This window comes from Bacteroidales bacterium (genome assembly GCA_013141385.1).
GTDB lineage: Bacteria > Bacteroidota > Bacteroidia > Bacteroidales > Tenuifilaceae > UBA8529.
Map to the genome: position 1 here is coordinate 23,167 of JABFRB010000018.1, position 26,194 is coordinate 49,360.

The 26,194-nt window shown below is 37.0% G+C and carries 15 protein-coding genes and 1 other RNA gene; 8 read left to right on the forward strand and 8 right to left on the reverse strand.

Annotated features, from left to right (window positions below; all coding sequences use genetic code 11):
* Positions 1-57: 57 nt before the first annotated feature.
* The 3 genes from xdh to HOO91_10325 form a co-directional block, all read right to left on the reverse strand.
* Entirely contained in the window at positions 58-2,607 is a 2,550-nt protein-coding gene (gene xdh / locus HOO91_10315) for a selenium-dependent xanthine dehydrogenase (protein ID NOU17937.1), read from the reverse strand.
* Complete coding sequence (gene thrC, locus HOO91_10320; GenBank protein NOU17938.1) at positions 2,604-3,842, reverse strand: threonine synthase; 1,239 nt, start codon at positions 3,840-3,842, stop codon at positions 2,604-2,606. The genes xdh and thrC overlap by 4 nt, the downstream gene beginning before the upstream one ends.
* Positions 3,843-3,999: 157 nt before the next feature.
* Positions 4,000-5,481, reverse strand: a complete 1,482-nt coding sequence (locus tag HOO91_10325; protein ID NOU17939.1) for a pyridoxal-phosphate dependent enzyme — start codon at positions 5,479-5,481, stop codon at positions 4,000-4,002.
* Positions 5,482-5,645: 164 nt separating this feature from the next.
* On the opposite strand from HOO91_10325, the gene HOO91_10330 reads away from it, so the two are divergent.
* Entirely contained in the window at positions 5,646-6,107 is a 462-nt protein-coding gene (locus HOO91_10330; GenBank protein ID NOU17940.1) for an Lrp/AsnC family transcriptional regulator, read from the forward strand.
* 76 nt (positions 6,108-6,183) lie between these two features.
* Here the strand turns inward: HOO91_10330 and ygfK are convergent, their stop codons facing one another.
* Positions 6,184-9,465: a putative selenate reductase subunit YgfK gene (gene ygfK / locus HOO91_10335; GenBank protein NOU17941.1), complete on the reverse strand. Its 3,282-nt coding sequence runs from the start codon at positions 9,463-9,465 to the stop codon at positions 6,184-6,186.
* Between the two features lie 96 nt (positions 9,466-9,561).
* Here ygfK and HOO91_10340 point away from each other — a divergent pair, with 96 nt between their 5' ends.
* The 3 genes from HOO91_10340 to HOO91_10350 all read left to right on the forward strand — a co-directional run bounded on the left by HOO91_10340 (position 9,562) and on the right by HOO91_10350 (position 14,168).
* Positions 9,562-10,152 (forward strand): NTP transferase domain-containing protein, encoded by a 591-nt coding sequence (locus HOO91_10340; protein NOU17942.1) that lies wholly within the window; start codon positions 9,562-9,564, stop codon positions 10,150-10,152.
* A gap of 127 nt (positions 10,153-10,279) precedes the next feature.
* Positions 10,280-11,458, forward strand: coding sequence for an ATP-binding protein (locus tag HOO91_10345; GenBank protein NOU17943.1), 1,179 nt, complete (start codon positions 10,280-10,282; stop codon positions 11,456-11,458).
* A 1-nt stretch (position 11,459) separates the two neighbouring features.
* Positions 11,460-14,168 (forward strand): tetratricopeptide repeat protein, encoded by a 2,709-nt coding sequence (locus HOO91_10350; protein NOU17944.1) that lies wholly within the window; start codon positions 11,460-11,462, stop codon positions 14,166-14,168.
* 53 nt (positions 14,169-14,221) lie between these two features.
* Here the strand turns inward: HOO91_10350 and HOO91_10355 are convergent, their stop codons facing one another.
* Both HOO91_10355 and HOO91_10360 read right to left on the reverse strand, forming a co-directional pair.
* On the reverse strand, positions 14,222-16,480 hold the full coding sequence (locus HOO91_10355; protein ID NOU17945.1) for a molybdopterin-dependent oxidoreductase: 2,259 nt from the start codon (positions 16,478-16,480) through the stop codon (positions 14,222-14,224).
* 60 nt (positions 16,481-16,540) lie between these two features.
* Positions 16,541-17,929, reverse strand: a complete 1,389-nt coding sequence (locus HOO91_10360; GenBank protein NOU17946.1) for a 2Fe-2S iron-sulfur cluster binding domain-containing protein — start codon at positions 17,927-17,929, stop codon at positions 16,541-16,543.
* A 220-nt stretch (positions 17,930-18,149) separates the two neighbouring features.
* On the opposite strand from HOO91_10360, the gene HOO91_10365 reads away from it, so the two are divergent.
* Positions 18,150-19,325, forward strand: coding sequence for a PLP-dependent transferase (locus HOO91_10365; protein NOU17947.1), 1,176 nt, complete (start codon positions 18,150-18,152; stop codon positions 19,323-19,325).
* Positions 19,326-19,337: 12 nt separating this feature from the next.
* Here HOO91_10365 and HOO91_10370 read toward each other — a convergent pair whose 3' ends face one another.
* Positions 19,338-21,113, reverse strand: coding sequence for a YgiQ family radical SAM protein (locus HOO91_10370; GenBank protein ID NOU17948.1), 1,776 nt, complete (start codon positions 21,111-21,113; stop codon positions 19,338-19,340).
* 178 nt (positions 21,114-21,291) lie between these two features.
* Entirely contained in the window at positions 21,292-22,494 is a 1,203-nt protein-coding gene (locus tag HOO91_10375; protein NOU17949.1) for an S-adenosylmethionine:tRNA ribosyltransferase-isomerase, read from the reverse strand.
* Between the two features lie 111 nt (positions 22,495-22,605).
* On the opposite strand from HOO91_10375, the gene HOO91_10380 reads away from it, so the two are divergent.
* The 3 genes from HOO91_10380 (at position 22,606) to HOO91_10390 (ending at position 26,187) form a co-directional block, all read left to right on the forward strand.
* Complete coding sequence (locus tag HOO91_10380; GenBank protein NOU17950.1) at positions 22,606-23,685, forward strand: DUF2027 domain-containing protein; 1,080 nt, start codon at positions 22,606-22,608, stop codon at positions 23,683-23,685.
* A 24-nt stretch (positions 23,686-23,709) separates the two neighbouring features.
* Positions 23,710-24,107, forward strand: an RNA gene (gene rnpB / locus HOO91_10385) — RNase P RNA component class A.
* Between the two features lie 655 nt (positions 24,108-24,762).
* Positions 24,763-26,187, forward strand: a complete 1,425-nt coding sequence (locus HOO91_10390) for a hypothetical protein (GenBank protein ID NOU17951.1) — start codon at positions 24,763-24,765, stop codon at positions 26,185-26,187.
* Positions 26,188-26,194 lie beyond the last annotated feature (7 nt).

Genomic DNA, 26,194 nt, shown 5'->3' on the forward strand with positions numbered 1-26,194 from the left:
AAGGCGCAAAGTTAATAATCTTAGCGTCTCAGCGACTTAGCGTTCGGAATTTATGAATTATTTTCTCTTCATCGGGAGTTTTGTCCTCTTTATGCCATCAAATGCATAAAAAGCATTTGCAACCGCGGCAGCAGTGGGAACTAGACCTATTTCACCAATTCCTTTTGCACCGTAAGGCCCAACAGGATCTTTCTCCTCGATACCAATTATCTCCATTTCAGGCATTTCGTTGGCTCTGAGAATACCGATATCCTTAAACTTTAGGCTAACTGGTCTTCCATTTTTATAGGGTAAATCCTCTGTAAGTGCATATCCAAGACCCATGTGCAGAGCACCTTCGATCTGACCCTCAAAAAGCATCTGGTTCATGATTTTACCTACATCGTGAGCAGCAATAATCTTGGTTATTTCACCCTTTTCATCAAGAATAACAACCTGTGTAGCATAACCATAGGCAAAGTGGATTACAGGCTCGGCAGTATCTGCGCCGGGTTTGCATGTCCAATCGCACACGAATTTTCCTCTGTAGGATCTTCCTGCAAGTTGACTTAGTGTGCAATTCTTTAAATCTTCCTTGATTCTTTTTGATGCATCAATAATTGCGTTGGCAACTAAGGCGGTAGCCCTAGATGAAGTGGTCATTCCCGTTGGGATATTCACTTCGGTCTCGACTTTCACTTCAATAATTTCGGGAGATATACCTGTTTCCTGATGGAAGGTTTGGATTGCCATCGTATGAACACCTTGACCCATCTCGGTCCAACCATGATGGATTATCACCTTTTTATCCGAAACTATATTGATAATTACATCACTATCGTCAGTCATTCCATTACCAACCCCTGTATTCTTGATTCCACAGGCTATTCCAGCATATTTAGCACTTTGGAATTGATCTTTTACCGCTAAAAGAGTTTTCTTTAACCCAACACCACGCAATACCTGACCCGTAGCGGTTTTCTTGCCATCTTCAAGGGCATTGTTGTAGCGAATTTGCCAGCGATCAAAACCGCCCATTTTGCAAATCTCATCGATACAACTCTCCACAGCAAATACTGCCTGAGGAACGCCAAATCCGCGCATTGCACCGCATGGAACGTTGTTGGTGTAAACGGTATCAGCCTTAATATCAACAGAAGGCACTGTGTAACCGCCAGTAGCATGACCTACAACACGTTCCATTACCTTAGTTCCTACCGATGCATAAGCACCTGAATCACCAATGGCACTTAGTTTAATGCCTGTAAACATTCCATTTTTATCGCATGCAAGGCTAATATCCATCCAAACAGGATGACGTTTTGGGTGCATAATAATTGATTCATCCCTATTTAGGTGAACCCTAACAGGTACCTTAAGTAGATATGCATGTAGCGATGCATGGCTCTGAACAGTAGTATCTTCCTTACCTCCAAACCCGCCGCCATTCTGAACTTGGACAACTTTTACCTTATCCTCGGTAAGTCCAAGAACTTTTGCAACAAGTTTTCTATCAACATAAGCACCTTGGCCTTGTGAATAGAGTCTTACACCATCATCCTCTGGAAGAGCAATGGCAGTCTCTGTTTCAAGGAAAGCATGCTCAATGCGTTGAGTTTCATAGTGTCCGCTTGATACGAAAGCAGCCTCTTTAAATGCTTTATGAACATCGCCAAAGCGAATGCTGCAAGTTTCAAGGATATTTGAATGTTCGGCGTGAACTCGAGTGCAATTAGGCTTTACGGCCCCATGAACATCGGTAATTGCCTCTAATACTTCGTATTCTACATTAATAAGTTTTACCGCTTTGCGGGCAATTGCCTCGGTTTTAGCCACAACACTAGCAACAACATCGCCAGTATAGTTGGTTATCTCGCCCTCGCCAATCATCATTGGCCAATCGTGGTAAACAATGCCAATTACCTTATTTCCAGGGATATCTTTAGATGTAAATACCCTAATAACACCTTCAACCTTAAGCGCTTCTGTGAAATCAACTTTAAGAACCTTTGCCCTAGGGTGATCTGAGAATTTTAAAACCCCATGCACCATACCATCGAAGTGCATATCATCTACGAAATCTCTATCACCTAAAGCTGTTTCAATTGCTTGATATTTGGGATAGGGTTTACCAATAAGTGCTGATTTTGCTTTGTTTTCAGAACCTTTGCCATTTAACTCCTTAAAGGTCTCATCAATTGCATCAACTATTTTGACATAGCCAGTGCACCTACATATATTAGGGGTGATAGCTTTAACAATTTCGGGTCGGGTAGGGGTTTTGTTAACATTATACAGCCCTTTTGCACGCATTATCATACCAGGAGAGCAGAATCCACACTGAACAGCACCCTTTTCAGCAAAGTTTTTGCCGATTGTAGAACGGAATTCTTTGGGAAGCCCTTCGGTTGTATTAATCACAGCACCCTCAAGGTCTTTCATCTTGGTTCTACAAGCCAATTTCGGTTTTCCATCAATTTCAACGGTGCAAGCACCGCAAACTCCTTGACCAGAGCAACCATCTTTTGCTGATGTAATCTTATGTTCGAGCCTTAAATGATCGAGAAGGGTTTCTTCCAAATCGCCAGAAAAGGTTCGTTTTATGCCGTTAAGGGTATATGAAATCATGATATTAGTTTTTTCAGGTTATCAATCGATGGGTTAATTGATTCAGGTATTTTAAGCATGCTACTTACTGATTTTAAATCTTTTAAGCCACTACCTGTAAGAAGAACAACATTGTTTGAACCATCTACAATTTTACCACTTTTTTGGTAAGATAGCAGTCCTGCAAAGGCAGTTGTAGCAGCAGGTTCCGAGAATATTCCTGTATTCCTTGATAGAATAGCAGAAGCATTCATTATCTCCTCATCAGTAACGGTAAGAATTTCACCATTATATTTTTGGATGAACTGTTGAGCCATGTAGAAATTCCTAGGTATATCAACAGAAATAGAGTCTGCCATTGTTGTGCTTGGCACAATTTTAAACTCTTTTTGGTTGATATTTCTAACTAAATTATCGCTGCCCTTAGATTGAACAGCAACGATTGTAGGCATTCTATCAATTAAATTCAATAATAGCAAGTCCTCAAAACCCTTGTAAACACCCGATATAATTACTCCATCGCCAACTGGGACGAAAATTCTATGTGGAGTTTTAAACTTTAGCTGTTCAATTAGTTCAAATGAAACCGTTTTTTTCCCCTCAATTGTAAATGGGTTAAAGGCTGTATTGCGATTGTACCATCCAAATTCCTCTGTAGCCTTTACGCTAAGATCAAAAGCCTCATCATAAGTGCCTTTAACAGGAACTATGGTGGCTCCGTACATGATTATCTGAGTTAGTTTCGCTAGAGGAGCCGTTTCAGGTACCATAATTATAGCTTTTTGAGCTTGCGCAGCGCACATACCCGCTAGCGAAGAACCCGCATTCCCAGTTGAAGCGGCTACTATCGTATTCAACCTATTTTCTTTGGCATATGCTGATACTAAGGCAGATGCCCTGTCTTTAAACGAGAAAGTAGGGTTTTGCGAATCATCTTTCAGATGAAGTTGGAAAGGTAAAGGTTTACCCTCCAATTTATCGAATGAGTAAAGTGGTGTTTTTCCGACCCTTAAAACAGGTAAACTATCAGAATTTTCAATAGGTAGAAGGCTAATAAACTCATTTTGGCGTAATTCGTAAAAGCCAGATAGTTTTTTTCCTAAAGAATGATAATCATACACTACTTTTAGAACTCCTTTGGGTGGATTTGTAGGTGTATTTTCTTTACTACATGATGGACAAAGGTACATAACACCATTTGGCGTATATTTTTTACCACAATCGGTGCATCGATATATAAACTTGGATGAATTCATGACTTTTAAGTAGAGCTAAATTACTGTTTTTAGGTATAACTATTAAAAAAAACTCTGTGATTCTCGGTGTCTTATAGTTACTCTATGTTAGAAATCTAATCAGAGAGGCACTGCGAATACACCGAGATACACAGAGGGAAAAGTAAGTCTCTATTTCTTATAAACCTTTTAAAAGGCCAGTACGTTCGTTGAATTCGTTTATCAGTTTATCCCACTGATTTACTTGATGGAAAAGGGTATCCCAAATCTCTCTATCATACCAAAGTTGGTTCAAATCTTCAACCTCTTTTCCTTGCTGTTCGCACCAAGTAAAGTACTTTAGGTTATGAATTGCTTTCCTATCATTATAGGTAAGTTCTTTCATGGTATCAGCTCTCGTTCCTAGAATACATTTCTCGAAATCGCGAACTGCTTGTATATCATTATATTTTCCTTTTTCAACACTTAGCTCTTCAACTCTTGATTTGTACATATCAGCAGAATCGGTAGCGATGGTGAAAATAACATCCTCACCAGTCATTTCGAAATGCTTAGCGGTTTTAATTGCTGAAAGCATATTGCCAATTCCTGATATACCTATTAAATGAAGGTCGTTGATTAAATTCTGATCGATACCAATCGATTTTAGGTAAGCATGACCGTCTTTCTCATTAAATAAACGAAGAATTCTCATGCAATCCTCATCATCAATAGCTGTAACAACGTCAGTGTTTTTAACATTGTGTACCCAAGGAACATGCTTATCGCCAATACCTTCGATTCTATGTCCACCAAATCCATTATTTAATAAGGTAGGGCATTGTAATGCTTCAGAAGCAACAACCTTAATGTGTGGAGCAACAGTGCGTAGATAATCACCCGCAGCAATTGTTCCAGCTGAGCCAGTAGCAGAGACATATGCAGCCAACTTGCTATTCTTACCTTTAACTAAGTTGTATACATCTTCAATTGCTCTTCCTGTAGTATTATAGTGCCATGCCGAGTTTCCAAACTCATCGAATTGATTGAAAATGATGCAATCCTTACGGGTTTTCTTTATCTCCCAACATTTATCGTAAATCTCTTTTACGTTCGATTCACAACCATGAGTAGCAATCACCTCAGATCCAATTACATCACGTAACCAAGCGAAACGCTCTTTACTCATCTCCTCAGGAAGAATGGCAACTGACTCAGTTCCCATTACCTTTGAATCGAATGCACCACCTCTACAATAGTTTCCTGTTGATGGCCATACCGCTTTATGAAAGGTTGGATCGAATTCTCCTGTTGTTATTCTTGGTGCAAGGCAACCATAAGCAGCACCAACTTTATGTGCTCCTGTAGGAAACCATTTACCAATAAGTAGTACAATTCTAGCATCAACGCCGGTTATTGCTTTTGGTAGTTCTATATAATTCGGATTACCATATAAGCCACCTTTTTCCTTTGGCTCATTTTTCCACGTTATTCGGAAAAGATTAAGTGGATTAATATCCCAAAGACCTATATTTTTAAGTTGGTCTTTTATTTTTTGTGGAATTAGTTCTGGATTTCTTTGTTGCTCAAATGTTGGTAAAATAATACCTCTTTCTTTGAAGCGTTTAACTGCATTTTCTAAGGCTTTCTCGTTAGTTACCTTATCAATTGGCTGAATCATAGTTATTATTTTATTGGATAAATTTCTCTGCAATTTAAGTATAATATAGATATATTCTTAAATTACTGTTAATAATAGGATATATTGCTGTCATTGGTAATTATCATAGAATTATATTATCTTTGCAGAGAGATTCTCATTATTTTAAAGAAAATCGGACTATCATGAAAACATTAGATGAAATTGACAGGAAACTATTGAATATCCTTCAACTTAATAGTCGTATTACCATTCGGGAACTTTCAGATAAACTTCATTTATCTACAACTCCCATTCATGAAAGGATTAAGAAACTGGAAAAGAGTGGATATGTAAAACAGTACCTAACTCTTTTAGATCCAAAATTACTTGGTAAAAAACTAATTGTTTATGTCTCGGTTTCCTTAAATAATCATACAAAAGAGGCTGTAGATGAGTTTGAAAGAGAGATGGAAAAATTAGAGGAAGTAATGGAGTGCTACTACATCTCTGGAAACTCAGATTTTCTTTTGAAGGTACACTGTATTGATATGGACGACTTCCATAATTTTATTACCTATAAATTTTCAGTTATTAAAAACATAACCCAATTCTACAGTTCATTTGTAATGGCTGAGACAAAGGTAAAGCGGCATTTTAAATTGTAAATATTTTTGAAAAAATTTTAAAACCCCTTAGGATGTAAAAATCATAAGGGGTTTTTCATTTGTATAATATTAGATGCTAGGCAAATATCAATTTTTTTGCTCCTTTTAGGATTATACTCATTATGGCTGCGTTCTCAAAATATAACTCTTTAGCGCAGTTAGTCTTGCATTTAACCTCAAGTATGCTAAAATCAGCCATGTTCAAACGGGAGAATACATAATCCGTTTCGTAAACATACTCACCGTTTACCTCAGTAAGAGTCTTGAACCCTGAGCCTTCTTTCGCAATTAGAATACGTTTATCATCTTTAATCGATAGGTAGTATCCATTTTGAACTTCTTTAAATGCACTAAGTGTTAAGTATATTTTTGGTTTCCCCTTGTATGGTGCGCTATTAGTAGGGCAGAAGGTATTACAATTTCCACACTCATTGCAAAAATTTGCAATATTGAGAATCTGATATTTCTGTTTAACCTCAAAAACCTTATCGCTTTGAATTTCAAACTTTCCTTTCTCGATTTGAATTGCCTTTTGAAGGTTATACTTAATAGGTTCAATCTCGTATGAGAAATTTGCAAAGTTTGGACAAACAGTTGTGCAGATATTACAAATCTCATCGCAGTATAGGCAACGATTCGATTCTTCAACAATTGTTTGTTTTGAAAGTGTCTCGCTAGCAAGTTTAAAACTTCTCCTGTCGTTTAGTGGTAATTCTTTTAGTTCAGCTCCAAATATTCGTTTGGAACGTTTAATCATCAGATCTTTCCTAGAGAAATTCTTGCTATTTGGTTTTTGAATGCTAAAATCAATTTTTGATTCCTTCATTATCTGTTCGGCAGCTTTACGTCCATCGCCAATTGCATTGATTGCTGTTGATGCGCCGCGCAGAGCATCACCCCCAATATAAACGTTGCCAAGTTTGGTTTTGTAAGTCTTGGTATCGGCGGATAGTAGGTCGTTAGTGGCAAAATCAATATCTAGGTTCTGCCCAATTGCAGGTATTATGGTATCACAAGCAATTTCAAACTCCGAACCTTCAATTTTTTGAGATTGTAGCCTACCCTTTGCATCAACTCCTTTTAGCTCCATCTTGCTGCAAAGAAGGGCTTTCACATTTCCATCTTTTTGTATAACCTTTTCTGGGGCAACAAGTTCGATGATATCAACGCCTTCTTCAAGTACTGCTTTGATTTCACCTTGATCTGCTGGCATCTCGTTAATTGTGCGACGGTAAACTATAGTCACTTTACCATCCTTACCAACCAAGCGATATGCAGTACGAGCTGCATCCATAGCGGTGTTTCCGCCACCAATGATTACTATATTTTTTCCTAGCCCAGACTCTTTCCCTTGCTTTACATTGAAAAGGAATGTTAAAGGGTCAATTACATCTTTACTCTCTGAACCTTCGATCTTTAATTCAGCAGATAGTTGAGCTCCTGCACCAATATATATATGGTTGGACTCTTTTTTTAACGATAGGAATTTATTGCTATCGACCTTTGAGTTGAAATGAATATTTACTCCAAGGTCAGTTACCCGTTTGAAATCCTTTGCAATAGCCTCATCGGTTAGCCTAAACCCGGGGATTGCGAACTGCACCATTCCTCCTGATTTTGATTTGGCTTCAAATACATCTACTGAAAACCCTGCTAACGCCAAGTAGTATGCACTAGACAATCCCGAGGGACCAGCACCAATAATGGCAACCTTAATGCCATTATTAGCGACTGGCTTGAGTTTTACTTCATCTTGCTCCGATATAAATCGCTTAACCTCTCTGATTTGTAATGAATTATCGTAGTTAATCCTTGTACACTTGTTCTGGCAAAGGTGATCGCAAACCATCCCAGTAATCGAAGGGAAAGGGTTTGTTCTCAGAATTACTTCGTAAGCCTTATCGAACTGATTTGTTGATGTGTAATATAAGTAATCGGGTATATCTTGATTTGTAGAGCAAGTGTCTCGACAAGGAGCGGAGATACAATCAAAGTAACCAAGTTCTCTTTTTCCTTTAATATCTGGTGTTTTAATATACTCACGCTTATAATCACCTGATTCTAAAACCTTATCAGCATATAAATTTAAGTTAGATAGTGCTGAATCTTTTAAATTTTGCTTATCCGATGATTTAACAACAAATTCATCTATACCCAATGAACTCTTTGTTTTGAAACTCTCTTCTAACTTTTCAAAATATTGGTTTAACCTCATATATCCACCAGGTCTCAATATATCTGAGCAAACGGTTACGGTTTTGAATCCGCATGATAGAATATCTGAAATATTGAAGGCACTTGCGCCAGCAGAGAAAGATAGCTGCAATTCTCCGTTAAACTCGTTTTGCAGCTTCTTTGCTACATTTATAGAAATAGGATGTAGAGCACGACCGCTCATATACATCATATCCACGCTGCTTCCAAAGATATCTTTGCTGTTAATCGATTCAAGCGTATTTGTTAGCTTAAGCCCAAATTGCAGATTTTTCTCTTTTGCCGTTTTCTGTAATGATTTTATGATTCTTAAAGCATCTGGGTATTTAAGATCGTGCTCAAATGCGATATCTGGCACGTTGGTTTTAAAGTTCAACTTATTATTAAGGATATCCCTTAACATCTCTGGGCCAAGAAGTGTTGGGTTTAGTTTAACGTATGTGTGAAGGTTTTTCTTTTCGAGTAGATATTTTGCGATGTCCTCAATCTCATTTGCAGGACATCCGTGCATTGTAGATAAAGTGATATTATTTGATAGTGTAGATGGAATCTCAATCTCATTAACTTGTGGGTAAGTACCTTCAATATCCTCAATGGCCTCGATTAGTTCTTCCTTACAGTTGCTCATCTTTTCGAAAAACCACTGAACGTTCTCGTTCATGATTCCTTGTAGGTTGTAACCAACGCTCATATTGAAGATTGTACCAATCTCTTTTCCCCAACCAAATTTATGATTCAGTATATGGATTATAATCCAAGCGTTTAAGTATTCATTAAAACTCTCATGAATTTTCAATTCTTGCGACCATTCGCAGTTATAGCCCTCATCTTGCATATCAATACAGGGCTTCGAAACCTTAAGTTCATCAAGGGTTTGAACTGTTTTAAGTTCAATGTAGCGGGCTCCCATTAACCATGCACCAATTATATTCTGTGCCATCTGAGAGTGTGGACCAGCTGCAATTCCTAATGGTGTATGGAGTTTTTGGTTGAAAATTTCTGTTGAAAACGATTTATTATGATTTGGGGTAAAGAAAAGCTCTTTAGGAATGCCGAAAACACTACCATTGTTATCGTACTCATTTAGAATAAGCTTAAGTAGCTGCTTTAAAGAAATTGTGTGAAATTTGTCGGAAGTACTCATAGTTTGGTTCTTTTTATCGAAACAAAGCTAAGGAAAAGAGACAACAAAATCATAAAAATCTTACTTTTATAACTGCTTTGGGAAAATCAAATAGAAATGGCTGATAACAACAAAAAATATTCTGCAATAATCCTTTCTGCTGGAAAATCATCGAGGATGGGAGTGCATAAGTTTTCACTTAAGTACAATGCAACTACAACATTCCTCGAGGATTTAATTAATCAATACAATGCATATGGCTGTGAGGAGATTATAGTTGTGCTAAACCCTGATGGGAAGACATTTCTCGAGCAATTAAATCTAAACCTCCCATCGATTGTAAAGGTTGTTATCAACGAACATCCAGAGTGGGAGCGGTTTTACTCTTTAAAATTGGCGGCTAATGGGTTCTGTAAGTTCCAGTCAACCTTTGTAAGTAATATCGATAATCCATTTGTTGACCTAAAAGTTCTTGAATCGCTTGCAAAATCTGACACTGAATATTCCTATCCAGTCTTTAACGGACGGGGTGGACATCCATTTCTAATTTCCAAAAACGTAATTGCAGACCTGGCCTCTGAACCCAAAGACGAGATCCATCTTAAGGAGTTTTTAGGTAGATATTCCAAAAGTGCTATTGATGTTGATGATGAAAAGGTTCTTTTGAATGTCAACACAGAAGAGGAATATAAAAGACTTTTTCATTAACTAAACACTTCATGATTTAATGAAATGATTCTAAAGTAAAAAAAACTTCAAACGTTCGTAATTTTATATATACAAATTTGTATGTATGCGATTTTGTATATATATTTGTATTTCAAAAATCATTTATATGGGAATAAATAATATAACTGGGCCTCCTGTTGAAGGTGACGATTTTTTTGGTCGTGAAAAAGAATTAGAATTCGCTTGGGGGCATATTAAAAAGGGAAACTCATTACTTCTTTCAGCTCCAAGGAGAGTTGGAAAGTCTTCTTTTGCAAAAAAACTTCTCGAATATGCAAGAGAAGATAATTGGAATACATTGGAATTAAACTTAGAGGAGGTTAAAACTGAAGAGGGTTTTGTGAAACTCTTTATCGAAAAAATACAGGAGGAATGCTGGTGGTTAAAGGCGAAAGAGAAAACAAACAATACCATCGCTAATATTTTGGAAAGTATCAAACCAACATTTAAAATAGGTGATGTTGAGTCCTCTGTTGAATGGAAGATTCAAAAAGCAGATATATATAATAAACTCAAGACTCTAATTGATCATAAGGAAGAAACCCTGATAATGGTTGATGAGGTAACCATACTGCTAAACAGTTTTATTAAGATTGATAAAGAGAACGGAATTAATGATGTGGTTTTTTTCCTTAACTGGTTAAGAAGTTTTAGACAAGTTACTGGAACAAAAATACATTGGATATTCTGTAGTTCAATTGGTATAGAAAACTTTACAAGTCGTCATAATCTCAGTTATACACTAAATGATGTTTCTTCATTACAATTATCAGAATTTACAAAGGAGCAGGCAACTAATTTTATAAAAGAATTGGCTATTTCAGAAAATTTGAAAATAGAGGATGTGCATATTACCTATATGCTAGATAAGTTAGTTTGGAATTTGCCATATTTTATTCAAATACTCTTCTTAAATATTGATAAGTTGGTTAAAATTCATGGCAAAACTATTTCAGAGCAGACAATTAATGAGGCTTATCAGACTCTCATAAGCGAAAAACATTTAAATACATGGGATGAGCGTCTTAATGAGTATGGTGAATTTGAATCTTATACTCGTTTGCTATTAAAGAATTTGTCCAAAACAAAAGAAGGCGAAAGCAGAGATAACCTATATAATATGCTTTATGCGAAAATTAATGATGGCGAAAAAACGGAAATTGTCCTAAATAAGTTGCTTTATATGTTAAAAAATGATGGATATTTAATAGATACCGAGGATTCTAGGTATACGTTCCGATCGCCCTTACTAAGAGATTTCTGGTATAATCGATTTTCAAGATAGTATGGAAAGTAAGATAATTACATTGAGTCAAATTGGCTTGTATAATCCGCAAAGACTGAGTGACGATGTTGTTGAAAGACTATTTGTGGTTCGTTATAAGTTTTTCCAATTTTTAATGGAAAAATTGAACAAGGAGAAACCCAAGAGCATTCCACAACACTACCTTATCATTGCTCAACGCGGAATGGGTAAGACAACCCTCCTCAAACGTATTGAGGTTGAGTTACGCAAGCAACAGTATGAACAAGCTTTTATCCCCTTGTTATTTCCCGAAGAACAGTATAACCTTAAAAATCTTGCTGAGTTTTGGCTTAATAGCCTTGATGCTTTAGCTGATACCTTAGAGGTGGAAAAGAAAATGGTTGAAGCGAAAAATATTGATTTAGCGGTTAAGGAGTTACTTAAAATTAAAAATGGTGAGGATTTAGCAAAAGAAGCCTTTCAGTTTTTAAAAACGTTTACCCAATCTTTTAATAGAAGACCTGTCATGCTAATTGACAATATGAGCTACATTTTTGATCGATTAGATAAAACCGAACAACACACACTTAGGGCTTGGTTAATGCAAAATGGGGCGCCAATTGTTATTGGGGCAAGTGCTGTGGCAATTGAAAATACTTATGACTATGATGCTCCTTTCTATGATGCATTCCAAATAGAATATCTGCAAAAATTAAGTTTCGAAGAATTATTAGACATTCTTATAAACTTAGCAAAACTAACACAATCAGAGGATATTATACCTTTGATAAATAATCAAACAGCACGAATAAAGACACTCCACCAGTTAACTGGCGGAAATCCTCGAACGGCAACAATGCTATTTAAACTTATAATAAAAGGTTTTTCGAAAGATATAAACGATGATTTAGAGGCACTTTTAGATGAAATTACACCGCTTTACAAGGCTCGATTCGAGGAGTTGTCCTTACAGATGCAAGTTATTGTTGATGCTATTGCTTTACATTGGGATCCAATAAATATTGAGCAGTTACGTGAGGAAACAAGTTACGAAAACAATCAACTATCCCCACAACTTAAAAGACTTGTTGAAGTAGGTTGGATTGAAAAAATAGATGCCTACAAAGCAAAGGGAAGTGCTTATCAGGTAAGTGAACGTTTCTTTAATATCTGGTTTTTGATGCGTCGCAGTAGCCGGCGACAGAAAAAAGAATTGTACTGTTTATCCAAATTTCTGGAGAGTTTCTACGGTGAAGAAATAAATTTAGTTGCAGCAAACCATTTGCTGTGTAAAGCATGCAATCTTAATCATGTTACCTATGGTTTAGCATTGGCAGAAGTTATTCAAGATTCAAATCTCAAATCACAACTACTGGAAAAATCGTATGAAGAATTGAGAGATTTTGCCAAGACTAATCCTGAAATTTTAGATCAATTTGATTTAGTTCAAGAACCAAGTGTATCTGAATTATTCGAATTGTATTTTAAAGAAATAGGAAAAGAAAATTATTTACTTGCTGAAAAACTGTTATTAAAAACAGTTGAATTAGCTTATTCAGATAAAGTTATTGGGGCTTCAACCTATAATGAAATTGGGAATTTATATCAAAACCATCTACAAAAATACGACGAGGCAGAAAAGGCATACCAGAAAGCGATTGAATTTAATGAAAAGGATGCTATTACGTGGTATAACTTAGGTTATTTATATCAATTCAAATTACTGAAATACAATGAGGCAGAAAAAGCTCATCTGAAAGCAGCAGAATTGGATGAAAAGTTTGCTTATTCATGGAATAGTCTCGGGAATCTTTACCAAGTCCATTTAAAGAAGTACGATGAAGCAGAGAAGGCTTATTTAAATGCAATTGAAGTGGATGGTAAGTTTGCTTACCCATGGAATGGCCTTGGAAATCTTTACCAAGCCCATTTAAAAAAGTATGATGAAGCAGAAAAGGCTTACTTAAATGCAATTGAATTGGATGGTAAGCTTGCTTACCCATGGAATGGCCTTGGAAATCTTTACCAAACCCATTTAAAGAAGTATGATGAAGCAGAAAAGGCTTACCTAAAAGCAATTGAACTGGATGAGAAGTATACTGAACCATTGAATGGACTTGGGAATCTTTACCAAACCCATCTAAGGAAGTACGCTGAGGCTGAGAGAGTTTACCTAAAAGCGATTGAACTGGATGAGAAGTTTGCATCACCATGGAATGGACTCGGAAATTTATATCAAGACTATTTTCAAAAATACGATGAGGCTGAAAAGGCATATTTTAAAGCAGTTGAGTTTGATAATAATCCTAGTATTAGATATAATTTAGTTTTTCTATTAAGAGATAAAATGAACCGGCTTAAGGAAGCGGAAGAATTGTTCAATTCTATAGAAATAGATGAAGCAGTTGAAGATAGTCATTGGTTGAATAAAACTCTATTTGAATTGTATAAACGGAATGAAGGGTTAGCTAAAAACTATTTCATAAAAGCATTAGAAATAATAGATAACAATTTACCAATAAGCACACAAGACGACTGGTGGCGGTTTGGTGCAGTTGTTAACAAATTGGGATATAACAGCTGGTTGGTTTCAATTTTTGAAAAGACTGGTTACGATATTATTCTTTCGCCATACTATGTTGCCGTAAAAGCAATGAATGAAAAGGATACTGAAGGTTATTTAAATAGCAAGGCAGTCGAAATAAGGGAGCCCGTTAGGAAACTAATAGAGATTATGAAAAAGTATTAGGTTTATAACGTATCTGAATTATTAAGGAGCACTCTCATTGTGCTCCTTTTTGTTTATACATTCTTCCCATACAACCTCATTAACACCTTTTCAGGTGTAAGCGGTGCATCAAAATCAACATTGTAGTTTGGATTAAATGCTTTGATAGCATTCTGAATTGCAAAGAATGCTCCTATACCATACATAAATGGTGGCTCACCAACCGCTTTAGATTTCAGTATAGCAAAATCAGGTCCTTCAGTTTCCAGTGGTTGACAATCTAAAACCTTTGGTGCAGAGTAGATATCTGGCACTTTGTAGGTAGAAAGACTATTCGAGAGAAGTTTTCCTTCTTTATTAAATGCTATCTCTTCCATAGTCATCCAGCCAATCCCTTGTACAACGGCGCCTTCAACCTGTCCCTTGTCAATGGTAGGGTTGATACTATTCCCAAAATCATGAACAATTAGCACATCATCAACCTCATAAACTCCTCTTAAACAATCGAGTGTAACGGTTACAATTGCTGTTCCATAAACATGGTAGGCGAAAGGATGTCCCTTTTCCTTAGTTTTATCGAAGAATATTGTAGGAGTGGAGTAATGTCCATTTTCGGTTAGGCTAATTCTGCTTAAATGGGTTGTCATTATTAGTTTTTCCCAACCAATATCGGTTGCTTGACCATTCTTTAGTACTAATTCATCCTTCAAACTAATCTCATCAGCACTGCAATTAAGCATTTTTGCTGCAGATGATTTAAGTCTCTTAAGTAGTTCGTTGCAGGCAATAAGAACTGCATTACCGTTTAAATCGGCTCCAGAACTTGCTGCTGTGGGTGACGTATTGGCTACCCTAGACGTATTGGTCGTTTCCAACTTTACCCTTTTGATATCAACAGAGAAAACCTTTGATGCAATTTGAGCCATCTTGGTGTTTACACCTTGACCCATCTCAATAGCACCGGTGCTAACTCCAATGCTACCATCCTGATAAATATGAACCAACGCTCGTGCCTGGTTCATAGATGTATTAGTAAACGAAATCCCAAAGCAGATAGGCATTAGCGCCATTCCTTTTTTGAACAGATCGTTTTTACTATTAAACTCCGCAACTTCTTTTTCTATCTTTTCAATCTTAAACAACTTGTCGGCAGAATTTAGGCAATTGCTAATATTTACGTTTTTCGCGATCTGTCCGTAGGGGAATTCATCGTTATCCTTCAAAAAATTCCGTTCTTGAATTTTTCTTGTGGGAATATTGAGCTCATTAGCCGCTTTAGCAATCGCCGATTCGATTACAAACATCCCTTGTGGACCACCAAATCCTCTAAATGCAGTATTAGGTGGAAGATTCGTTTTGCAACTATAGGTAGTAACCTCAGTGTTTGGAATAAAATAGCAGTTTGTTGAATGAAATAGTGTCCTTTCCATGATTGCAGGCGATAAATCCGCAGCCGCACCGCCATTTTGGTAAAGTGTTGTTTGGTATGCCAATATCTTTAGGTCTTTTGAAAGACCGATCTTAAAATCAGAACTGTATGGGTGACGCTTACCTGTCATCCGCATATCGTCTAACCTATGAAGTGATAGTTTAACAGGTTTTTGCAGTACAAAAGACGTAAGTGCCACCATTGCCGCAAACCCTGATGCTTGATCCTCTTTTCCGCCGAATCCGCCACCTAAACGGGCTACATCAACTTCAATCCGGTTCATCGGAATACCCAAAACCTTTGAGATTGTTTTTTGTACAGCTGTAGGCCCTTGAGTAGATGAATGAACCTTTAAACTACCATTGTCGACAGGGTAGGCGTATGCTCCCTGTGTTTCAATATATAGATGCTCTTGGCCGCCGCTCTCTACTTGCCCTTCGAAGATATAATCACATTTTGCCCAAGCAGATTCAACATCACCTAATCTAAATGTTCTTGGTGGAATTAGTAGTAATCCTTTCTCTTTAGCAATGCGAGGATCAATAACTGCTTCGTGTTCTTCAATTTTTAAATCGATAAGTTTTAGTGCTTTTCTGGCTGTGTGCTCATCCTTTGCAACAACTAGAGCAACAGCTTGTCCGTTGAAATGTACCTCACCATCTGCAAAAAGCGGTTCATCATCAATTATTCCACCAATCTGGTTTCTGCCAGTAATATCTTTAGGTGTAAATACCTTCACAACTCCTTGTAAAGCCTCGGCTTTAGAAATATCTAGGTGAAGTATCTTCCCATGGGTAACAGGTGAACCTAGAATAACCGCATGCAGTGTTCCTTTCTGAACTGGAATGTCATCAAGGTATACCGACTTGCCCGTTACATGATTGATGGAATCTATATTGTTCATAATATTCATTTTCTCCGTGAAACTCCGTGCCTAACTCTGTGTAACTCCGTGTTTAAAATCTTATAATAAATCACTCAAGTTAATTCGATTTGAAAATAGTTTAATAAAATGCCCAAAGAATAGTTGCCTTGCCAAAAGTCTTTTATAATCCTCACTTCCACGAACATCACTGATTGGTGATATTTCTTCTTGCAGTATCCTATTAGTCTCAAGTATTGTTGTCTTTGATACAGTCTTTCCTTTGAGATACTCGCTAGTTTTTGCAAGATATAGTGGGATTGGACTAACACCTCCTATAGATAAACTGCATTCCAGAATCTTGTCACCATCCAATCGTATTTGAATTGCACTATTAACGCTAGCAATATCAAGATGAGTCCTTTTGCTTACCTTTTCAAAGTTGAAAAGACTTATTTTTGTAGGTATTGCAAAACAGATACTCTTAACATACTCTCCCTTATTGATATTCAACTTCTTATATCCAATAAAGAAATCTTTTAAAGGAACAATTCTATCGTTTAAAATAACTTCAGCATTTAAAGCAAGGAACATAATCGATAAATCACCAATTGGCGAGGCATTCACAATATTCCCTGCTATAGTCCCCATATTTCGTATAGGTTCCGATGATACTAACTTGAAATATGTTGCCATATCAGGAATAACCTCCTGTATTATTGAAGATTGCATTAAATCACTGGCAGTAGTTGCCGCTCCAATAATACACTTCCCATTTTCAACCCTAATTCCTTTTAATTCTGCTCGATGCTGAAACAGTTCAACCTCTGATTCTGCAAGTTCTTCAGGTCTTTGAGCCATCAAATCGGTTCCTCCGGCTATAATTGTGTTATTCAGGTTGTTTGTCGATTTTGCAGCATCAATCTTATTAAGACGAGTTCCAATGCCCAGAAAATAAGCAGGCAGATGATTATTCTCAACAAGCCAACCAATAGGGTCTTTAATATCTTTATCTTTTAGAATTGTGGTAATCTCCTCTGCAGCTTTTTCAATCGATTTATAGCCTGTACACCTACATATATTGCCACTAACCGATGCAATTGCACTTTTTTTGGTTGATTTTTCCTTCGAAAGGCTATGAGCAGTAAGTGACATCACAAATCCAGGAGTACAAAACCCGCATTGGGTGGCAGCATTATCTACGAAGGCTTTCTGAACGGGCGATAGATGGCCCATGTTTATCCCTTCAATTGTCACAATGTGCTTACCATGGGCATTTCCGAGAGGAGTGAGGCACGAAACAATGCTTTTATACTGCATCTTGCCATCAACCAAAGTACCCTCAAGTACAGTGCAAGCGCCACAATCGCCTTCGCGACATCCAATCTTGGTTCCCGGAAGATCCTCATCATACCTGATAAAATCGAGTAGCGACACTCCAAAAGCCCTATCGGTTGTGATTAGTTGGTTATTTAGAATAAATGATATCATAAACTGATTAGTAATTCATTTTCAAAGTATCGCAAATTTATAAATTAGTGAATCAAATTTACGTTAACATTGTTATTTAGGTTTTTAAAAAACATCTATTTCTTCTTATTTTAAAAAGTCTTAACGGTGATTTTAGAATAAAAACCTAACTGTAGTAACCAATTATTTTCACATAGGTTGAATAAAAACTATTTTTAGCAAAAATTTAGAAGAATGGATTATGAAAGCAAAAAATGTAAAGAGCACTAGAACACCTATTTATAGAGATGCTGGTTTTTTACTAGAGGATATTCCAACAATGAAAAAAGCCTTTGTAGATGAGATAAACCACCCCCATAGTCCTGATCTCTACATTTATTCGCGCTATCGTAACCCAAATGTTGTAGAAGCAGAAGAGCACTTATCAAAGACTGAAGGAGCAAAGTGGACACTACTCACACAATCGGGTCAAGCTGCTTTAGATGTTGCACTTTCTATATTTCAAAAAAGCAATAAACCCAATAGATGGCTTTTCTTCACCGAAATTTATGGTGGAACAAACTCCTTTATCGATAAAGTTTTAGTTGAAAGAAGAGGAATCGAAGCAATACGTTTTGCCCCCAATGGAGATTCATATTCATTGGATGCTTTTGAAAAAGCTTTAATTGAATCAAAACCAGAAATAGTCTTTTTTGAAGCACTCTCAAACCCCATGCTTATTGCTCTTGATGGTGATGCCGTGATTCGAATTGCAAAGAAGCATGGTGCAATAGTTATTGTGGATAATACCTTTGCTACCCCTCTGCTTTGGAAACCCCTTGCATCGGGTGCCGACTTAGTTTTTCAGAGTGTAACTAAATATCTGTCTGGACATGGAAATCTATCAGCGGGTGCTGTTATGGGGAATGACCCTGAATTGTTGAAACTCGCGATTGAGTATCGTAAATGGGTTGGGCATATGTTATCTCCCGATGATTCTTATCGTTTAATAGACATGCTTAAAACCTTTGAGTTACGGTTCTCAAGGCATTGCCAAAATGCATTTGCTATTGCCAATTACCTTAATAATCATCCAATTATAGAAAAGGTTTTATACCCTGGACTGGAATCTCATCCAACACATAATGAGGCCAATAGACTATTTAAAGGGAAAGGATTTGGAGGTATGGTTACATTTGATATAAAAGGTTCAAATCCAAAGGAAAAGGCTCAACGTTGTGATCTGTTCATTCATCAAGTAGCCAATTCTATTGCCTTAGTTCCAACTTTAGGAGATGCTGATACTATTCTAATGCCTGTAGAACCTGTTTGGGGCGATAAATACCCATTTCCAGGGATGATAAGACTTTCGGTAGGTATTGAGGATCAAAAAGAGCTAATAAAAGTGATTGGAAACGCCTTGGATATTCTAAAATAAAGCTGTTGATTGCTATTTTTTGATTTTTGATTTTTGAAATTTGTCTTTTGACTTTTCATTAGGTTTCTGGTACCAGAAAAAATAGCTCCTTTGCTTTAGTTTCTGTTCTTGCGTTTTAGCAACAAATACCTTATTTTTTGTGTATGGGTCAAATCCTGTATAGTAGATTGTCGATGCCAATGTCATTGGAGTAGGCGTAAAGTCTTGGATTTGCTCTAGTTTAAAGTGTAACTTTTTGGTTTCATTTGCTAACTCCTGCATATCAACCTCAGTTGAACCCGGATGACTCGAAATAAAGTAGGGGATAAGCTTTTGATTTAGTGAGTACTTACTATTGATATCGTTAAACTTTTGGTTAAACTTTTTAAACGACTCAAAAGGTGGCTTTCGCATATTCCTAAGTACCTCGTCCGATGTATGTTCGGGGGCAACCTTCAACCTTCCAGAAACGTGATGGCGTATGAGCTCAGTGATGTACTCGTCATTCTCATTCATCGATAAATCGTAGCGAACACCGCTGCCAATAAACGCTTTCTTAACTCCGGATCTTTTTCTGACTTCTCTGTACAGCGACAGAAGGTTCTCGTGGCTAGTATTCAGATTGTTACAGATGTTAGGGAATATGCACGAAGGCCGTTTACAAGCATCACACTTTTTCAGATCTCGCCCCTTCATTGTAAACATATTTGCCGATGGACCGCCTAAATCGCTCAAATATCCCTTGAACCCTTCCATTGCAACTACTTTATCCACCTCGTCGAGTATCGATTTTTGCGATCGCGAAGCGATAAACTTCCCCTGATGTGCCGAAATAGTGCAGAAACTGCATCCTCCAAAGCATCCACGGTGGATATTTACCGAGAATTTTATCATCTCCCAAGCAGGTAGGAACTTCCCTTTATACCTAGGGTGTGGCATTCGTGAGTACGGTAAATCGTACCAGCTATCAATTTCATCCGTTGTAGGCAGTGGATAGGGTGAATTAACCACTACAAACTTACCGTTTGTAGGCTCTACAAGCCTTTTGGGGCTAACTCTATTCGACTCAGTCTCAATTATCTTGAAATTTTCCCCAAACATCTCCTTCGAACTCAAGCAGTTCTCAAATGAGTTAAGTATAATTGTTTCTTTATCAGATGTATATATACTAGCATCTGAATCGATAAATGAGATTTGGGGGATATCGTAAAGTTCAAATACCGATTGGCCATCGGCCAACCTTTTGGCAATTTCAACAATAGTTTTTTCACCCATCCCGTAAACCAGTATATCGGCTCCAGAATCAATAAGTACGCTAGGTTTAAGGCTATCGCTCCAGTAATCGTAGTGGGTTAAGCGTCGTAGCGAGGCTTCAATGCCGCCTATTATTAAAGGGGTTTCGGGATATAGCTTCTTTAGTATTTTGGAGTAGACAGTAACCGCATAGTCGGGACGGTAACCCGATTTATCATCGGGTGTATAAGCATCGTCGCTTCTAAGCCGCTTGTTTGCTGTATAGTGGTTAACCATTGAATCCATTGATCCAGCAGTAACCCCAAAGAATAGCCGAGGTGGGCCAAGTTTCCTGAAATCACGTAGATCGTCACGCCAGTTGGGCTGGGGGACAATGGCTACCCGCAAACCGATATTCTCGAGCACTCTACCAATAACCGCAGCCCCAAACGATGGATGATCAACGTAAGCATCGCCAGTAAATAGGATAACATCAGCCTGTTCCCAGCCTAACGCCTCCATCTCTTTTTTAGAGGTGGGCAAGAACCTACTATAGTTATCTTTTTTCTGTATCATTTTTGTCAAAATCTATACTTCTTGTAAAAATGAATAACGATTAACAAATTTAGATTTTGGAAGTGAAAGGCTGTATGATATTGATATTATGATTGTTAATGTTATAAACTTCATAAATCATAGTTCGTTATTCCCTGTTCTTAAATCAATTCTTTTGATATTCTGCAACTGCAGCTAATTATTCATTTCGCATTAACAACGAACTATCCCCATAGCTCAAAAATCTAAACCCATTATCCATGGCATATTTATAAACTCTCTTCCAATCCTCCCCAATAAAAGCCGCCACAAGCAGCAGCAGTGTTGATTTTGGTTGATGATAGTTGGTAATCAGTGCATCCGCCATCCTTACCTTATACCCTGGAACAATTAGTATTTGAGTTGATGCAGCTAAATAATCAGTATTCTTGTTGATCATTAAAGATTCCAAAGCTTTTAATGCATCTACGATTCCTACATTGTTTGGTAGCTCATAGGGTTCCCATTGTGAAACAGTTAAGGTCTCATTTAGTTTACCTACAAAAGCCTTAACTCCAAGCCAATAGATACTCTCTAATGTTCTTAGCGAAGTGGTTCCAACAACAACTCGTTTCCCTTTATGATTCAGTAAGTTATGAATTGTACTTTTCTTCACTATGAAATGCTCTGTATGCATCTCGTGGTCACTAATATTCTCAGCCTTTACCGGTTTAAATGTTCCAGCACCCACATGTAGAGTAACATATTCAATATCAATATTTTTCCCCTTGAGCGATTCGAAAACCTTATCGGTAAAGTGCAAACCCGCAGTTGGAGCCGCTACCGAGCCCTCAGGCTTGGCATATATAGTCTGATACCTATCCTTATCGTCCGAATCAGCATCCCTATTTAAGTATGGCGGAATTGGTATATTCCCACAAAGTTCAACAATCCTAGCAAAGCTAAGCGATGTATCATCCCACGATAGTTCAACCTCAATACCTTCAGTTAGGTTACGTATTTTTCTAGCGCAAAGCGTTGATTTACTGTTAGGAATAGGCATCGTAAGTTCATCTTCCTTCCACTTCTTGAGATTGCCAACGATACACTTCCAAATAACCTTTGTATGGCTTGCAAACGAAAGGACGTAGTCGAAAGGGGTGATGGGCTCTAGTAAAAACACCTCAATCTGAGCACCGGTGGTGCGTCTGAACAGCAAACGAGCCTGAACCACCTTAGTATTATTGAAAAGCACAAGGCTATTTTCGGGGAGATAGTCGGCTAAGTTTAAAAAAATATCCTCCTTTATCGATGAATCTTTATAAAGTAATAATTTAGATTTATCACGCTCATCCAGAGGATGTTTAGCGATCCTATCATCCGGTAAAGGGTAGTCAAAATCTGATATATGGATGTTGCCAATTAGCTGATTTGCCACGCGATTATTATTAAATCAATAAAACTCCGCAAAATTAGCTATTTTTGTAATAATATTCTATTTGTTTATTTAATTGATATTCAATATAATAATACTATGAAGTGTGGGATAGGAGATAAGGTAAGATTCCTTAACGACGTGGGTGGAGGAACTGTAATTAAGATTATCAACAAGACGACTGTTGCTGTCCTAACCGATGACGGTTTTGAAGTTCCAGCCCTTGATAATGAACTTGTTATAATTGGTCAGGGTGACGAAAAGTTGCTTTCGATCATTCCCGATAAGGAGACTAGTGGTACGAAAACGGTTAGCAAAAAGCCTCTAAATGCGGCTAACTCTGAGATAAAGAAGCATTCTGAGCCAGTAATCGTTCGGAAAGAGGTTAACGATCCGCAAGGTAACACAATTGGCTTATACCTGGCTTTTGTCCCAGAGGATTCATCCAAGTTGACTGGTAGTAACCAGATTCTTCATATCATAAATGATAGCGATTATAGGGTTTTCTACTCGCTGTCAGTCTGGAATCAAAAGAATGTAGTTCCGCTCAAAAGTGGAATATTACTACCTGATTCAAAGGAGTTTATAAAAACATATGCGAACAGTGAGTTGAATAATAATTTCATTATCAATGTTCAGGCGGTTTTCTTTAAGAATACTCAGTATGTGATTCAGCAACCTGAGTACATGGATATTAGCATCAACCCACTAAAACTGTGTAAGGATAGCTCATTCACTGAAAACGACTTCTTCGATGAGAAGGCTTACATTATCTCAATTGCCGATTCACGTAAGAAGGAACTTATGAAATCAGTCACCGATGAAGCCATAAAAGAGTCTATTAGTCAGAAGGATACAGTGGCTAAGCCAAAACCTCCTAAAGAGGTGAAATCTGATATCGAGGAGGTTGACTTACATATCCATGAGCTAATCGAAAACTACCAGAATCTTTCAGCATCGGAGATAATACAAACCCAATTAGCGCGCTTTGAGACCGCATTAGAGGGGGGAATTCGAAGCAGCAGCACCAAGAAGATGGTATTTATTCATGGCCTCGGGAATGGCAAGCTAAAGCTCGAAATTCGCAAGATCCTTGAAACAAAATATGCAAAGTTTAAGTATCAGGATGCATCGTTCAAAGAGTACGGATTTGGTGCAACAATGGTATATATTCACTAGTCCTTTCCGCGTTATTTGAAATAAACAGTAAACCGCTCTATCGCTCCTTGAAATATAGGGGAGGAAAGTCCGGGCAACTCAGGGCACCATTCTTCCTAACAGGAAGATATTCGCGAGGGTATAGTAGCGTAACAGAAAATAACCGTCTCAATTTATTGGGATAAGGGTGAAAAGGTGGGGTAAGAGCCCACCGGATTCTGTAGCAATACGGAATGCCGTACGCCTAATGGGTTGTAAGACCATGTATATTACGATTCTTTCTGTCTAGCAGAAGGAGCAGAGCTGCCCGCATTGTTTTAGGGAAACCTAAAGTCGTAAGGGGTAGGTCGCTCGAGGTTATAGGTGACTATAATCCTAGATAAATGATAGAGGCCTTAAATTTATTTATCGCACAGAACCCGGCTTACAGGTTTACTGTTTTATTTCTTCCTTTTTCTACCCCAGCATTCTCTTTTAATTAGTCGTCCCTTAGAAATATTTATCAACATTAACCTCTGATTATTAACATTATAAATATTTCTTAAGGGACGACTAAATAATTACTTGAAAATTTACCACATTTGTTAAGTTTGCCGTATAATTGGAAGTTGAAAAAATGTACAAATCTATTTTTAAGATTAGATTTGTTTAAATTTATTATTGACTATTTTTGGATATTAAGATTTTTTAAACGGTATGGGTAATATTATTTTTTCTAAGAATAGAAGTTGTTGTGCTAATATAGTGTTGATTTCTATACTATTCGCATTTTTACTACTCCAAAATGAATACTCCTTTGCTCAGAATAGTCTAATATGTAAAGTTAAGCTTGTAATAAAAAAAGGTGAAATAAATGGCTCTAAAGTAGTTTTATTTAAAAATGGGAGTCAAGTTAGCGAAAATCTCATTAGTAGCGATGGTAGAATAGAGGTTATGCTCGATTATGATAGCGATTATATGTTTTCGTTCGAGAAAAATGGCTATGTGTCAAAGAAAATAAACTTCAATACGGTAGCTCCTAAAAACTATTCCAGAGATCAAGTAAATAAAACAGGTTTTGACGTTGAACTTTTCCCACAGAAAGATGGCATGAATCTTATGATTTACAATAATCCTGTTGGGAAAATAAGATTCGATGAATCGATAAATGATTTTGGTTATGATGTAGATTACTCCGCTACTATAAAAAAACAAATTGAAGAAGCAGAGAAAGAGTTTGAGCAGCAACAAAGGAATAAGGCCAAAGAAGCACAGAAAAAAGTTGACGAGGAACAAAAGCAAAAACTCATAGCAGAAGCCGAGAAAAGAAAAACAGAGTTAGAATCCAAATTAAAAGCAGAAAAAGAAGCCTTAGAAAAGGAGTTAGCACGCCAAAAATCAGAAGCTGATGCAAAAATGATTGCAGAAGCCAAACAAAAAGAGGAACAGAAAAAGAAGGAACTCGAATTAAAACAAAAGGCATTAGAAGATGCTAAAAAGAAAACTGAAGATGATGCCCGTATTAAGGAAGAATTAAGAAAAAAAGAAGAATTAAGGATAAAAGAAGAAAACGAAAAGAGATTACTTGCTGAGCAAGAAAAAAAGAGAATTGAAGAGGAACAAAAACAAAAGGAACAGGAAAAACTCAAAAAGGAACTTGAAGAACGCTTAGCTCTCGAGGCCAAACAAAAGGAAGAAGCCAAACAGAAGGAACTTGAACTAAAGAAAAAGGCAGAAGATGATGCTCGAATTAAAACTGAAAACGAGGCTAAACTCAAAGAGGAAATCCTTAAAAAAGAAAACGAGTTAAGAAAAAAGGCTGAAGAGGATGCAAAATTGAAAGCCGCTGAGGAATTAAAACAAATCGCTGAAAAGAAGAGAATAGATGAAGAACGAATAAACGCAGAAAACATTAAGATTAAGCAAGAGCAAGAAGTAAAGAAAAAACTTGAGGAAGAAAACAAAATTAAAGAGCAAGAAAAACTTAATAAAGAGGCTGAGGAGCGCTTAATTGCTGTGCAAAAACTTAAGGAAGAAACTCAAAAACAACTAGAAGAAAGTAGAAAAAAAGCTGTAGAGTTAGCAAAAGCTAAAGCCGAAGAAGAAGCCAATAAAATTGCTGAACAAAAGAAATTAGAACAGGATCGATTACAAAAGGAAAAAGAAGAGAGAAAGATTGCGGAAGAAGCTCGTTTAAAAGCGATTGAAGATGCAGAGAAGTTGGAAAAAGGAAAGAGATTAAAAGAGGACGAAGAAAGAAAAATGAAGTTAATAAATGAGAAAATCCTTAATGATAAAAAGAAATATGAAGAAGTAAAAGAGGTTGTTAAGGAGATTCCCACTGAAGAAATTGCGAAAAATTATTCCAACGAGAGAACAGATGAAACAACAAAGTTGAAAAGGCTTACAATAACAAGAACTGTTTTTAATCGAAATAATGTCCTTACTTTCTATACTAGGGTAGAGCACGTTTATGGCGGAGTTTACTATTTCAAGGATGCCGTTGATATTTCTGAATGGCAGTATAATAGCGAAACGAAGTAGCCATTTA

Coding starts and splice junctions, on each gene's coding strand:
- HOO91_10390 (NOU17951.1), top strand. CDS start 24,763: ATGATTTACAATAATCCTGTTGGGAAAATAAGATTCGATGAATCGATA.
- HOO91_10350 (NOU17944.1), top strand. CDS start 11,460: ATGGAAAGTAAGATAATTACATTGAGTCAAATTGGCTTGTATAATCCG.
- HOO91_10330 (NOU17940.1), top strand. CDS start 5,646: ATGAAAACATTAGATGAAATTGACAGGAAACTATTGAATATCCTTCAA.
- HOO91_10365 (NOU17947.1), top strand. CDS start 18,150: ATGAAAGCAAAAAATGTAAAGAGCACTAGAACACCTATTTATAGAGAT.
- ygfK (NOU17941.1), bottom strand. CDS start 9,465: ATGAGTACTTCCGACAAATTTCACACAATTTCTTTAAAGCAGCTACTT.
- xdh (NOU17937.1), bottom strand. CDS start 2,607: ATGATTTCATATACCCTTAACGGCATAAAACGAACCTTTTCTGGCGAT.
- HOO91_10360 (NOU17946.1), bottom strand. CDS start 17,929: ATGATATCATTTATTCTAAATAACCAACTAATCACAACCGATAGGGCT.
- HOO91_10325 (NOU17939.1), bottom strand. CDS start 5,481: ATGATTCAGCCAATTGATAAGGTAACTAACGAGAAAGCCTTAGAAAAT.
- HOO91_10370 (NOU17948.1), bottom strand. CDS start 21,113: ATGATACAGAAAAAAGATAACTATAGTAGGTTCTTGCCCACCTCTAAA.
- HOO91_10340 (NOU17942.1), top strand. CDS start 9,562: ATGGCTGATAACAACAAAAAATATTCTGCAATAATCCTTTCTGCTGGA.
- HOO91_10380 (NOU17950.1), top strand. CDS start 22,606: ATGAAGTGTGGGATAGGAGATAAGGTAAGATTCCTTAACGACGTGGGT.
- HOO91_10345 (NOU17943.1), top strand. CDS start 10,280: ATGGGAATAAATAATATAACTGGGCCTCCTGTTGAAGGTGACGATTTT.
- thrC (NOU17938.1), bottom strand. CDS start 3,842: ATGAATTCATCCAAGTTTATATATCGATGCACCGATTGTGGTAAAAAA.
- HOO91_10355 (NOU17945.1), bottom strand. CDS start 16,480: ATGAACAATATAGATTCCATCAATCATGTAACGGGCAAGTCGGTATAC.